This window comes from Geodermatophilus sp. SYSU D00696 (assembly GCF_054050235.1).
This window is the reverse complement of record NZ_JBJGYY010000010.1, coordinates 25,622-37,564: the sequence shown is the minus strand read 5'-3', so window position 1 is coordinate 37,564 and position 11,943 is coordinate 25,622. Positions and strand designations below refer to the sequence as shown.

Genomic DNA, 11,943 nt, shown 5'->3' with positions numbered 1-11,943 from the left:
GGCGTGAGGTGCAGCTCCGGCGCTGCGGAGCCCATCGGGGACAGCATCGTGGGAGGGGCGGGAGCGATGGCCGCATCACCGGGAGGCGCCCCGCCACCGCCCGTGGCCACGACGGGACGGCAGCGACAGCGTTGTGCAGTCGCTGCTGCTAATTCGCATGTGTGCCCGTGTCGATGACCATCCGCGACGTCCCGGACGAGACACGCGACGAGCTCGCCGCCCGAGCCGCCCGGGCGGGTCAGTCGCTGCAGGAGTACGTCCGCGCGCAGCTGAACGAGCTGGCGCGGCGGCCGAGCCCCGTCGACCTGTGGGACCGCGTCGAGCACCGGATCCGGGCGACCGGGAGCCGGCTGGCCGCCGGGGAGATCCTCGAGCTCCGCGACGACGACCGCCGGTGACGGCCGTCGTCGACTCCTCCGTGGTGGTCGCCGCGCTCGTCGACGACGGCGCGGACGGGACGTGGGCCCGCGACGGCCTGCCCGGGGAGATGCTCGTGGCGCCGGCGCACCTGTACGTCGAGGTGGCGAACGTGCTCCGGCGCGCGGTCCTCACCGGCCGGCTCGGTCGGGATGCCGCGGCGCTGGCGCACCGCGACCTCGTGCAGCTGCCGGTGACGGTCTTCCCCTACGAGCCGCTGGGCGACCGTGTCTGGGCGCTGCACCCGGCCGTCACCGCCTACCACGCCGCCTACGTCGCGCTGGCCGAGGAGCTCGACGCCGCCCTGTGGACCCTCGACCGCCGGCTCGCCGCAGCGTCCGGCCCGCGGTGCCGTTTCCGCACCCCCGACGGCTGACCGGCACCTGCTGGCGGGACCGGTCCGTCCCGCGGCGTGGGGCAGATGTGACGAGGAGGTCGCGGCCGGCCGCCGGGCTGCCGATGGGGCAGGGGAGCGGCGGTTCGACCCCCGTCGCCGGGGAGTGCTCTCGCATGGCTGGACGACGACGGCTCCAGGACCGCCTGGCGGTCCTCGGTGGCGCGCGGCCCGACCTGCTCGAGGCGGCGCCCGGCGCGCGGCCGCGGTTCGCCGCGCTCGGCGGCGTCCTGCTCAGCACCGGTGGGCTCGCCGTCGCCTCGGCGGCGTTCGCGCTGCACATGGCCCTCGGCGTGTGGTGGCCGTTCGCGCTCGTGCTCGGCCTGGGCTGGGGCGCCGTCGTGGTCAACCTCGACCGGATGCTGCTGGTCGGCATGGCGCACGACGCCTCGCTCGCACGCAACCTCGCCCTCGCCGTCCCGCGGGTCGGACTCGCGCTGGTGCTCGGCGTCGTCGTCGCCACCCCGCTGACGCTGCAGGTGTTCCACAAGGAGATCGACGCCGAGATCACCGTCATGCAGGCCGAGGCCGCCGACGCCTACCGGGAGTCGCTGGAGGCCGACGCGCGTTTCGCCGGCCTGGATGAGCTGCAGGAGCGGGTCGCGGTTGCGCAGGACGTCGTCGCCACCGGTGGGCAGGCCGACCCCGCCCTGGCCGCCGTCCAGGCCGACCTGACCGCCCGGCAGGAGGCCTACGACGCCGCCCTGGCCACCCAGCGCGACCTCGAGGCGCGCGCCCAGTGCGAGCTCGACGGCACCTGCGGCACCGGCGAGGCGGGCACCGGCACCGCCTACGTGCAGGCCCGCGCCGCCGCCGACGCGCAGGTCGCCGTCGTCGCCTCGGCCCGGGCGGAGCTGGACGCCGCCACCGACGCCGCCGCCGACGCCGAGTCGCGCAGCGCCGACCTCGCCGCCGCGGCGCTCGCCACCGACTCGGCCGAGCTGGCCCGGCTGACGGCGGAGCTCGACCGGCTCCAGGCCGCGTTCGACGCCACCAACGAGGGCTCCGGCGGCATCCTGCTGCGGCTCGAGGCGCTCGACCGGCTCAGCGACCGCAACGCCACCCTGGCCGCGGCCAAGTTCATGCTGTCGCTGCTGTTCATGTGCGTCGAGATCCTGCCGGTGCTCATGAAGGTGCTGCTCAACTTCGGCCCGCCGACCGCCTACGACCGGCTGGCCGCGCTGCGCGACGGCGGCGACGTCGAGATCGAGGAGCTGCAGCAGCAGTCGCGGCGGACCGTGGCCGAGGCCAAGGAGGAGCTGCTGGTCATGGCCGAGCAGGAGCGCCTCGACCGGCAGAAGGCGGCCATCCGCGCCCGCCACCTCGCCACGCTCGCCCAGGCGCAGGCCGACGCCGAGGAGGCCGCCCGCCCGCCGGCGCCGCGGCCCGCGCCGCCGGTCGAGGAGCCTGGCCGGCCGCTGTGGGACACCGGCCCCATCCGCCTGGCCCGCTCCGCCGCGCGCACCATCCGCCCGTCGCGGCGCCCGGCCAACCGGGTGCCGGTGTGACGGCGTGACGCCGAGCGAGCTCGTGCGGACGGACTGACCCTCAGTCGGGCAGGTCGTCGAGGTCCGGTGGCTCGGGACCAGCTCGTCCCACTCGTCGGGCGCCATGCCCAGCGCCCGGCGGACCCGCCGCCGGGCCGCCAGCAGGTGGGCGGCCTCGCTGGCTGCTCTGTAGGCATCCGCCTCGGACGCGTCCTCGACGTCCCCCAGGGCCCGGCGGACGCCCAGCGTCAGCCAGCGGTGGGCCTCGCGCAGGTCGCCGTGGAGCTCGTGGTCCTCGCCGATGAGGAGGTAGACGTCGGCGTCGGCCGGGCGCTCCCGGCGTACCTGCTCCGCCAGCGCGCGGGCGGCGTCGACGTCCCCTGTCTTGAGCAGGGCGTTGTGCAGGTAGCAGCGGACGTCGGGCTCGACCGGCTCCCCTGTTGCGACGGCGCGGCGGAACACCCGCACGGCCTCCGGAGCGTCGCCCACCCGGACGAGCTGTTCCCCGGCCATCACGAGCAACTGGGCGGCGTTCACCTCGTCGTCGGGCCGCGTGCCCTCGGCCGCCCACGCCTCCAGCTTCCGCGCCACCGCGCGGCTCCTCTCGGGGGTCTGGCCGGGGGAGTACAGCGCGTCGAGGTCGTCCTGCGTGACCGGCCTCCGCATGCCTCGACCCTAGGGCCGGGGCCGATGCCTCCGGCAGGGTCGTGGCCGCCTCGGCGACGGGGTCAGCCGCGCGCCCAGGCGGTGGTCGGCTGCAGCACCGCCTCGGTCAGCGCCTCGGTGCGCCAGTGCGTGACCTGCTGGTACTCGGGATCGGCCACCATGCGGCTGAACGCCTCGCGGGAGGGATAGCGGACGAGGAGCACGGCGTCCCAGTCCTGGCCCTGCTCGGCCACGAGCGGGGTGCCGCCGTCGCCGGCGTAGAGCACCTCACCGCCGTAGCGGGGGAGGAAGGTCTCCGACAGCGCCGCGGCGTATCGGTCGTAGGACTCGCGGCCGCCCTCGGCGAACCGGAGCAGGTTGAGCATCACCACCGGCCCGCCCGGGTCCTCCTGGAGGTACCGCTTGAGGTCGGCGCCACGCGGGTCGACAGCCATGCCGCGACGCTAACAAGGGCCGGCATCGCGACGGGCGGCCTGAGCCGAGCAGCAGCCGCCAGGTGGCGTAGCCGTCGTCGGCCGCGTCGCCGAGCGCTCGCCACTCGGGAGCCTCGGGATCGCCGAGCACCGCATGGAGGCGCCGGAGCCGCTTGCGGTCGCTGCCGGCGAAGCGGGTCCGTTCGGCCAGCGGATCGGTGATCAGGCTGGCGAGGAAGGCGGCGTCGCCGCTGTGCCGGCTCCGGTCGCGGTTGTCGCTCGTCCACGCAGCCGCCTTGAGCACCAGCGCGCCGAGGAGGTCCGGCGCCGGGACGACCGCCGACCTGTCTCCCTTGGCGACGGTCAGTCGGATGGCTCGTTCCAGCGCCTGGTGACCGCCCTCGACGCGGATCGTCTCCCCGCCCGCCGCCGTGCGCAGCGGCCACCGCGGCGGGGAGTGGTCGGGTGCCAGCACGTCGACGACGGCACCGTCCTTCGCCCGGCGGAAGCGGTACACCTTGCCGGCGCTGTCGGGCTGGGGCTGCAGGTCCAACTGCCGCACCGCCTGCACGCACCGGCTCAGTCCCGCTGGGTCGGTGAGCAGATCGGCCAGGACGTCGACGTCCTGGCTGGCTCGCGTGGGCGTCCGCCCGGCCGCCAGTCCGTGCAGCATCACCATCTGGCCGCCCACGAGGACCCAGCCCGACGGGTCCAGCCGGCCGGCCAGGTCGAGGACGAGGTCCCACAGCCGGTCGAGCGCTCCGGTGAGCGGCGGTAGCGCGACGAGCGCGGGCGTGCTCACCCGCGGACAGCGGCCAGGGCCGCGCCGAGCAGGTCCAGCCCCGCGCGCCGGGTGCGGACGTCGGCCGACTCGGCCAGGTCGACGGCGACGACGGCTGCCGGCATGTGGCCCAGGCCGGCCAAGGGCAGGTCGGGGAACCGCGGAACCCGGACGACGAGGTTCGGCTCACCCCGGTCGGACAGGCCCAGGTCGCGACGGAGGGCGTCGAGCGTCTCGGCGCTGCAGTAGAACTCGGCCGGGGCGTCGGAGGTGACGATGTCGGCCCCCACCGCCTCGGCCGCCGTGATGCCGGAGACGACGACGCCGTCAGTGGCCAGTACCCGATCGCGGTAGGGCGGCAGGACCCGCAGGCCGAGCCGGTCGGCGCGAGCGCGGGTGGCGGCGACCAGTTCCTCGGGGCCCGACGTCCGCAGCCGCGTGCTCACCCGGGACCGGCCCGACCGGTCCAGCCAGGACGCGTTATCCCCGGACAGCTCCCACAGCGTGGCCCACGCGGTCGACGGGGACAGGACGCGTCCCGCGGCGACCGGCAGGCGCGCGCGCTCGTCGACCGCGTCCTCGGGGAGCACCAGGGTGCGCCCCACCCGCTGGGCGGGCAGCGTCCCGACGCGGACCAGGCGTCGCACCTCCTGGGAACTGACCCTCAGTCGGACCGCGGCCTGGTCGACCGTCAGCATGGCGCCTCCTGCGTCGCGGAAATAATGCGGTAGCGCATCTATTCTGCAGCAGGAGCCTCCTGCGGCCGGCCGACACGCCGCTCCCGCTCAGCCGACGCGGCTCCAGGTCCCGCATTCGTTGGTGGAGAAGGCGACGTCACCGGGCAGGATCTCGACGTAGGTCTGCCCGGACGGGTTGTCGTTGGCGAGGATGGCCTCGAAGTCACCGGTCAGGTTGCTCAGCCGCTCCCAGTAGCACCCCGAGCCGCCGGTGGACACGTACGTGCCCGGCTGGATGTCCGAGGCGACCAGGTAGGTCCCGTCGCCGAACCCGTTGCTGACATCAGGACCGCCGGCGGTGGCCGGTGTCCACCGACCACACTCGTCGGTCGAGAACGCCACGTCGGTCGGGAGGATCTCGACGTAGGACTGCCCGGACGGGTTGTCGTTGGCGAGGATCGCGTCGAAGTCGCCCGTCACGTCGCTCAACCGCTCCCAGTAGCAGCCGGAGGTGCCGTCGGCCCGGTACAGCCCCGGCTGGATGTCGGTGCCGACCAGGTAGGTGCCGTCCCCGAATCCGGGAGGCTCCGGCGCCGGCTCGGGCGTGCCCGCGCTGGGCACGGCGGTCGAGGCCAGGGGAGGGGCCGTCGCGGGATCCGACGCCTCGGACGACTCGACGGTGGACGTGGCGTCCACGATGACGGCCAGGACGAGGACGAACAGCACCACGACGACGGCGATGATCCCCAGGACGGAGTACTGCGGCCCGGGCGGCGGGCCTCCGGAAGGCGGCGGAGGCGGCGGCCCCCAGCCCGGCGGCGGACCCGGTGGACCCATCGGAGGCCCGGGCGGCGGACCCCACGCCGGTGGCCCGCCCGCGCTCCCCGGCGCGGGTCCCCATGCCGGCGGGCCGGGTGCACCCCGCGGCGGAGGGAGGCTGCCGGGCGGGGGCTGGCGTTCTCCGTACCGGCCCTCATCTGCCGGCTGGTGCATCCGCGCGGTCCTCTCCTCGGTGGTTCGAGCCGACGGAGTATCGCTACCGGACCGGCAGTCGCCTGCGCGATTCGCCCGATGGGGCGACGCGGGACGCGGTCAGCCGCGAGAGGCGGCCAGCCGCTCCAGCGCCGCGGTGAAGCTGTCGTTCCACAGCCCCAGGTGCGGCCAGCGCTCGGCGACGTGCGCCGTCGCCTCCTCGACCGACATCCCCCGCTCGCGCACGAGCCAGCCGCGCAGCACCAGCCCGGTGCGTGACGCCCCGCCGTGGCAGTGCACGAGCACCCGGTGGCCCTCCGCGTGCAGCGCGGCGAGGTCGTCGAGGACGTCGGCCAGCACCACGTCGAGGTCGACGTTGTGCTCGTTGTCCGCGATGTAGGCCATCCGGTGGTTCGGATGCGGGAACGGCTCGCCCAGCCGGCACAGCGAGATGACCGCGAAGTCCTCGTCCGAGTAGCGCGCGCCGTCGAGGTTGCCCGCCCAGATCCCCGGCAGGACCTCCACCGGGCCGATCCGCGGGATGACGCCGGGGTCGTACGAGGGCACCGGCCTGCCGTCGAGCGCCGCGGCGAGCTGCTGCAGGTCGGCCAGCCGCCACACCCGGTCGCCGTGCCCGGGCACCCGACCGTGCACCGGCGAGGACCACCGCATCGGGATGCCGCCCATCCCGTACACGGCCCCGGCCAGCCCGCCGGCCACGCAGGCGACCGTGTCGGTGTCGCCGCCGAGGTCGATGACCAGCCGCAGCACCTCGGCGAAGTCGCGCCCGCGCCGCAGCGCCCACAGCGCCTGGCCGAGCGTCGGCCACACCGCGCCGTTCGACTCGGTCGCGCGGTCGGGCGTCCAGTCGGGCGCGAGCACGGTCGCCCACCGGTCCCGGTGCTCCGGCGCCACCAGCGACAGGGCATCGGGGACGGCGGCCAGCGGGTCGCCGCCGTCGAGCGCCACCCGCAGCAGCTCGTGGAACACGGCGCAGCCCTCGCCGGCCGCCGGGTCGCCGTGCGTCAGTGCCGAGATCCGCCGGGCGGCGTCGACGGTGGCCTCGGTGCCCGAGCGGGAGAACCAGATCGCCGCCGGTGTCGTCCGCATGAGCGACCCGTTGCCCGCCGCGTGCCCGGACCGCGCGAAGTGCGCGGCCGCGGCCGACGACCACGGCAACCCGGAGGACAGGACGACGCGGGTCTGGTTGCCGATGTCCGGCGGCCCGGCCGCGGCCCAGGTCGCGAACCGCCCGAACAGGTCGGCCTCGTCGAGCCCGCCGCGATCGACGAGGGACGCGGCCACCAGCAGCGCCATCTGGGTGTCGTCGGTGAACTCGCCCGGCGCCCACCCGAGCGACCCGCCGCCGCACATCTCCGTCGCGGCACCACGGGCGGGTGCCGGAAAGCGGGCCGCGAACGCGCCTGGTGGGCCGAACTCGAACGGTGCGCCCAGCGCGTCACCCACCGCCGACCCGACCAGCGCACCGGCCACTCGGTGCGAGCGGTGCAGTCCCCGTGTCACGTCGGCCAGTCTGCGTGGGGTGCCTTTATCGCTACAAAGGCACTCGGGGCCCGGCGCGGAAGGCCCCGATCGCGGCGCCCGCATGAGACCGTCCCGTCTCGATGTACCGCACCGACGGCTCCCTGGTCCTGAGCCCCACCGACCTGACCCGCCACCAGGCCTGTCCGCACGTGACGACGCTCGACCTCGCCGTCGCCGACGGCCGGCTCACGCCGCTCGCCGAGGGCCCCGACGACCACGCCGCGCTCATCGCCGACCTCGGCACCGAGCACGAGCTGCGCTACCTCGACGCGCTGGAGGCGGAGGGGCGGACCGTCGTCCGCATCCCCGCGCGCTTCGACGCCGAGGGTCGCCGCGAGGCCGAGGCGATGACCCTGCAGGCCATGCGCGACGGCGTCGACGTCATCTCGCAGGCGTCGTTCTTCGACGGCGTCTGGGGCGGTGCGGCCGACTTCCTCCTGAAGGTGCCCACCCCCTCGGCGCTCGGGGACTGGTCCTACGAGGTCGCCGACGCCAAGCTCGCCCGTCGCGTCAAGGTGCCCGCGCTGCTGCAGATGGCCACCTACGCCGAGCGGCTCACCGTCCTCCAGGGCAGGCAGCCCGACCGCGTCTGCGTGATCACCGGCGACGGCGTCAGCAACCCGTGGCGGCTGGTCGACGTCGCGGCCTACGCCCGCCGCGCCCGCGCCAACCTGACCGCCTTCCTCGCCGACCCGCCGGCCACCGAGCCGGTCCCGGTCGCCTACTGCAGCCAGTGCACCTGGAAGCCGCGCTGCGACGCCGAGCTGGCCGCCGCCGACGACCTCTCCCTCGTCGCCGGCATGCGCTCGGACACCCGCGCCGCCCTGCGCGCCGCCGGCATCACCACCCTCGAGCAGCTCGCCGACGCCGACCCCGAGACGCTGCGGGCCGCCCGCATCGGCGCGGCCACCCGCACGCGCGTGCAGGAGCAGGCCCGCGAGCAGCTGCGCGAGCGCCGCACCGGCGTCCCCACCCGCACGCTGCTGCCGCCGTCGGGACCCACCGGCCTGCTCCGGCTGCCCGAGCCCAGCCGCGGCGACCTCTACCTCGACTTCGAGGGCGACCCGCACTCCGGCGACGGCGCGGGCCTGGAGTACCTCGCCGGCATCGGGCGCCGCGACGGGTCCTTCACCGCGCTGTGGGCGCACGACCCCGTCGCGGAGCGGCAGATGGTCGCCGACCTGGTCGACCTCGTCCTCGACGCCTGGCGCGCCGACCCGGGCATGCACGTCTACCACTACGCCGCCTACGAGGTCAGCGCGCTCAAGCGGCTCACCGGGCGGTACGGCGTCCGCGAGGCCGAGCTCGACCAGCTGCTGCGCGCCGAGCGGTTCGTCGACCTCTATCCGGTCGTCAAGCAGTCGATGCGGATCAGCAAGGGCTCGTACTCGATCAAGAAGGTCGAGGCGTTGTACGGCCGGCAGCACACCGGCGACGTCGCCGACGCCATGAGCAGCGTCATCGCCTACGAGCAGTGGCTCGCCGACCCCGACCCGAAGCGCCTCGAGGCGATCGAGCTCTACAACAAGGACGACGTCGACTCGACCCGCGAGCTGCACGACTGGCTGGAGGAGCAGCGGGCGGAGCTGGAGTCGCTGTACGGCGGCCAGCCGCGGCCGATGCTGCCCGAGGCGACCGGCCCGGCACCGCGGTCGGAGGCCGAGGCCGCCGAGCTCGCGCTGGTCGACCGGCTCCAGGCGGCCGGGCACGACCTGCTCGGCGACCTCGTGCAGTGGCACCGCCGCGAGGCCCGCCCCGGCTGGTGGGAGTTCTTCGCCCGCGCCGACCTGGACGACGCCGCGCTGGTGGAGGACGGCACGGCGCTCGGCGGGCTCTCGGCGCCGGTCGAAGTCGGCCAGGAGAAGCGGTCGAAGCTGTACGAGTACCGGTTCCCGCCGCAGGACGCGAAGCTGCAGACGGGCAAGCCGGCCGTCGACGTCGACACGCGGGCGAGCGTGGGCACCGTCGTCGCGCTCGACGCCGTCGAGGGCCGCCTGGTGGTCAAGACGTCGAAGCCGGCGGTCGCCGCCCGCGGACTGGGTCCGGGCGGGCCGATCGACGACAAGGGCCTGCGCGAGGCGATCGCCGCGACCGCGGAGGACGTGCTGGCCGGCCGCGACTGCCTCGGCCAGGCGCTGCTCGAGCGGCGGGTGCCCGCCGACTGCCGCCGGCTGCCGGACGAGCAGGCCGGCGACGCCGTCGTCCGGCTCGGGCTGCGGCTCGACGGCGAGGTGCTGGCGGTGCAGGGCCCGCCCGGCAGCGGCAAGACGCGGGCGGCGTCGCACCTGATCCGGGCGCTGCTGGACGCCGGCAAGAAGGTCGGGGTCACGGCGACCTCGCACGCCGTCATCGGCAACGTGCTGGCCGCCGTGGGACGTCCGGCGCTGCAGAAGTGCGACGAGCACCAGGCCTGCGGCGCGCCGGGTGTGGAGTGGTCGAAGGACGGCAAGGACGTCGCCTCCCGGCTGCTGGACGGCGACGTCTCGCTGGTCGGTGGGACGGCGTGGTTCTGGACCCAGCCGGACCTCGCCGAGGCCGTCGACGTGCTCGTGGTCGACGAGGCGGGGCAGTTCTCGCTGGCCAACGCGGTGGCGGTGGCGCGCTCGGCCCGGTCGCTGGTTCTGCTCGGCGACCCGCAGCAGCTGGCCCAGCCGACGCAGGCGGTGCACCCCGGGGACTCGGGGCTGTCGGCGCTGGAGCACCTGCTCGAGGGCCACCCGACCGTGCCCGTCGGCCGCGGCGTCTTCCTGGACACGACCTACCGGATGCACCCGGCGCTGACCGCGTTCGTGTCCGACCTGGCGTACGAGGGCCGGCTGGAGTCGGCGCCGCTGCGCGAGCGGGTCACCGTGCGGCCGGGCGGGCTGGTGTCGGGGTCGGGGCTGGCGGTGCGGTCGGTGTCGCACACCGTCGCGGCGTCGGCGTCGTCCGCCGAGGAGGCGGCCGAGGTGGCCGCCGTCTGGCGGTCCCTGCAGGGCGTGGGCTGGGTGGACCACGAGGGCGCGGACCGGCCGATCGGGCCGGAGGACGTGCTCGTGGTGGCGCCGTACAACAACCAGGTGGCGCTGATCCGCTCGCTGCTGCCCGACGGGGCGCGGGTGGGGACGGTCGACCGGTTCCAGGGGCAGGAGGCGCCGGTGGTCGTCTACTCGACGACGTCGACGTCTGCCGAGGAGGCGCCGCGCGGGGTGTCGTTCCTGTACGACCTGAACCGGCTCAACGTGGCGGTGTCGCGGGCCAAGGCGCTGGCGGTGGTGGTGATGAGCCCGCTGCTGCTCGACGCCGCGGTGCGCACGCCGGAGCAGCTGCGGCAGGTGAACGCGATGTGCCGGCTGGCCGAGATGGCGGGCAGCGGCCCCGCTGAAGTCCCCTCACTGGCAAGTCCTCGAGCGATAGGTAGCGATCGTGCCTACTGACGGCATCTTCTTGCGATCCGATGACGGCCTGACCGTCCTAAAACAGTCGTCCTATGACTCAGAGGCGATCTTGCAGACCGCGTTGGCTGACCACCCCGAGGTGTTGGCCGGTCCCACCACTGCCGGGGACGAAGACGGGCGACTTCTACTCATCCGCCGAGAGATGGGAGTCCCTAGCGTCCAAGACGGTGCAGGCACCTTCAGCCTGGATCACCTCTTCGTAGACAGCGAGGGCGTGCCGGTGCTCGTGGAGGTCAAGCGGTCCTCAGACACGCGCATCCGCCGTGAGGTCGTTGGCCAGATGCTGGACTATGCCGCGAATGCCGTGAAGTACTGGCCGCTGGCGGGTCTCCAGGACTCGCTGGCAGCAACCGCCGAGGCGGATGGGAAGTCCGTCGACGAGTTGCTCGAGCAGTTACGGCCAGGCCTCGACCCTGCGGAGTTCTGGCGCACTGTTGAGACGAACCTGAAGGCTGGGCGCATCCGGATGCTGTTCGTCGCGGATGAGTTGCCGGCCGAGCTCGTTCGGATTATCGAGTTCCTCAACGAGCAGATGACCCCGGCGGAGGTTCTCGGGGTTGAGTTGCAGCAGTTCCTGGGAGACGGACACACCGTCTACGTACCGCGCGTTGTCGGGCGGACCAGCGGTGCGGTGGCCACGAAGGGCGGTGCAGGCGGAAGCGGCCAGTTGTGGGACCGAGACTCGTTCCTCACTGCTGCGGTAGGACGGTGCCCCGCCGCCGAAGTTGCTCTCATGCGCCGCTTGATCGAGGACGTCGAAAGCCGAGGACTGAAGATCAACCCAGGCCGAGGCGCCACCCCAGGCCTTTCGGGTTGGTACGTCATCGGAGGGCAGCCCACGGGGGTGTGGGTGCTCAACGCCAACAACGACAGTCCGAAGACCCGCTCGTATGTCGTGCTGTACCTCGCTGACCTCCTGCCCAGATTGGGCGCGGATCGGCTAGAGCGAGTAGCGCGAATCCTGGAGCGCATCCCGGCGCTGAGCGGCAAGATCGCACTCGCGCGTCAGAGTCAGTGGAAGAAGTACCCGTCTCTCTACCTCGCGGACATCGCCGGGGACTTGGTCGCGGAGCAGATCTTGTTCGACGCCCTGGCCGACCTCATGGCGGACGCATGACCTGTACCAGCCTGGCCTTTCGACCTAGCCAGTAGGG

10 protein-coding genes and 1 pseudogene are annotated in these 11,943 nt (G+C 74.2%); 6 read left to right on the top strand and 5 right to left on the bottom strand.

The annotated features are described in order from the left end of the window. The first annotated feature begins 173 nt into the window (after positions 1-173). The 3 genes from ACI79O_RS08495 to ACI79O_RS08485 all read left to right on the top strand — a co-directional run bounded on the left by ACI79O_RS08495 (position 174) and on the right by ACI79O_RS08485 (position 2,319). Positions 174-398, top strand: coding sequence for a FitA-like ribbon-helix-helix domain-containing protein (locus ACI79O_RS08495; protein WP_456913923.1), 225 nt, complete (start codon positions 174-176; stop codon positions 396-398). After that, positions 395-793: a type II toxin-antitoxin system VapC family toxin gene (locus ACI79O_RS08490; RefSeq protein ID WP_456913855.1), complete on the top strand. Its 399-nt coding sequence runs from the start codon at positions 395-397 to the stop codon at positions 791-793. The genes ACI79O_RS08495 and ACI79O_RS08490 overlap by 4 nt, the downstream gene beginning before the upstream one ends. 134 nt (positions 794-927) lie before the next feature. Continuing rightward, a complete protein-coding gene (locus tag ACI79O_RS08485) occupies positions 928-2,319 on the top strand; it encodes a DUF4407 domain-containing protein (protein WP_456913854.1) in 1,392 nt (463 codons plus the stop codon). Between the two features lie 294 nt (positions 2,320-2,613). Here ACI79O_RS08485 and ACI79O_RS08480 read toward each other — a convergent pair. Next, a pseudogene (locus ACI79O_RS08480) lies at positions 2,614-2,811 on the bottom strand (tetratricopeptide repeat protein); the annotation flags it as partial. 215 nt (positions 2,812-3,026) lie between these two features. After that, positions 3,027-3,398, bottom strand: coding sequence for a DUF1330 domain-containing protein (locus ACI79O_RS08475; RefSeq protein WP_456873699.1), 372 nt, complete (start codon positions 3,396-3,398; stop codon positions 3,027-3,029). 133 nt (positions 3,399-3,531) lie between these two features. On the opposite strand from ACI79O_RS08475, the gene ACI79O_RS08470 reads away from it, so the two are divergent. Beyond that, a complete protein-coding gene (locus tag ACI79O_RS08470) occupies positions 3,532-4,155 on the top strand; it encodes a hypothetical protein (protein ID WP_456913853.1) in 624 nt (207 codons plus the stop codon). Between the two features lie 20 nt (positions 4,156-4,175). On the opposite strand, the gene ACI79O_RS08465 is transcribed toward ACI79O_RS08470, so the two are convergent. The 3 genes from ACI79O_RS08465 to ACI79O_RS08455 all read right to left on the bottom strand — a co-directional run bounded on the left by ACI79O_RS08465 (position 4,176) and on the right by ACI79O_RS08455 (position 7,331). Further along, positions 4,176-4,856 (bottom strand): helix-turn-helix domain-containing protein, encoded by a 681-nt coding sequence (locus ACI79O_RS08465; RefSeq protein ID WP_456913852.1) that lies wholly within the window; start codon positions 4,854-4,856, stop codon positions 4,176-4,178. Positions 4,857-4,943: 87 nt separating this feature from the next. Beyond that, positions 4,944-5,564, bottom strand: coding sequence for a hypothetical protein (locus ACI79O_RS08460; RefSeq protein WP_456887079.1), 621 nt, complete (start codon positions 5,562-5,564; stop codon positions 4,944-4,946). A gap of 363 nt (positions 5,565-5,927) precedes the next feature. Then, positions 5,928-7,331: an ADP-ribosylglycohydrolase family protein gene (locus ACI79O_RS08455; protein WP_456913851.1), complete on the bottom strand. Its 1,404-nt coding sequence runs from the start codon at positions 7,329-7,331 to the stop codon at positions 5,928-5,930. 101 nt (positions 7,332-7,432) lie between these two features. On the opposite strand from ACI79O_RS08455, the gene ACI79O_RS08450 reads away from it, so the two are divergent. Together ACI79O_RS08450 and ACI79O_RS08445 are read left to right on the top strand one after the other, a co-directional pair. Beyond that, positions 7,433-10,768, top strand: a complete 3,336-nt coding sequence (locus tag ACI79O_RS08450; protein WP_456913850.1) for a TM0106 family RecB-like putative nuclease — start codon at positions 7,433-7,435, stop codon at positions 10,766-10,768. Then, the gene (locus tag ACI79O_RS08445) at positions 10,758-11,906 is read left to right on the top strand and encodes a hypothetical protein (protein ID WP_456913849.1); all 1,149 of its coding nucleotides are present in this window, start codon (positions 10,758-10,760) and stop codon (positions 11,904-11,906) included. The genes ACI79O_RS08450 and ACI79O_RS08445 overlap by 11 nt, the downstream gene beginning before the upstream one ends. Positions 11,907-11,943 lie beyond the last annotated feature (37 nt).

Bases quoted from the DNA above. Each gene is read 5' to 3' on its own strand.
- ACI79O_RS08485 (WP_456913854.1), top strand. From the start codon at position 928: ATGGCTGGACGACGACGGCTCCAGGACCGCCTGGCGGTCCTCGGTGGC.
- ACI79O_RS08495 (WP_456913923.1), top strand. From the start codon at position 174: ATGACCATCCGCGACGTCCCGGACGAGACACGCGACGAGCTCGCCGCC.
- ACI79O_RS08475 (WP_456873699.1), bottom strand. From the start codon at position 3,398: ATGGCTGTCGACCCGCGTGGCGCCGACCTCAAGCGGTACCTCCAGGAG.
- ACI79O_RS08465 (WP_456913852.1), bottom strand. From the start codon at position 4,856: ATGCTGACGGTCGACCAGGCCGCGGTCCGACTGAGGGTCAGTTCCCAG.
- ACI79O_RS08450 (WP_456913850.1), top strand. From the start codon at position 7,433: ATGTACCGCACCGACGGCTCCCTGGTCCTGAGCCCCACCGACCTGACC.
- ACI79O_RS08470 (WP_456913853.1), top strand. From the start codon at position 3,532: ATGGAGGCGCCGGAGCCGCTTGCGGTCGCTGCCGGCGAAGCGGGTCCG.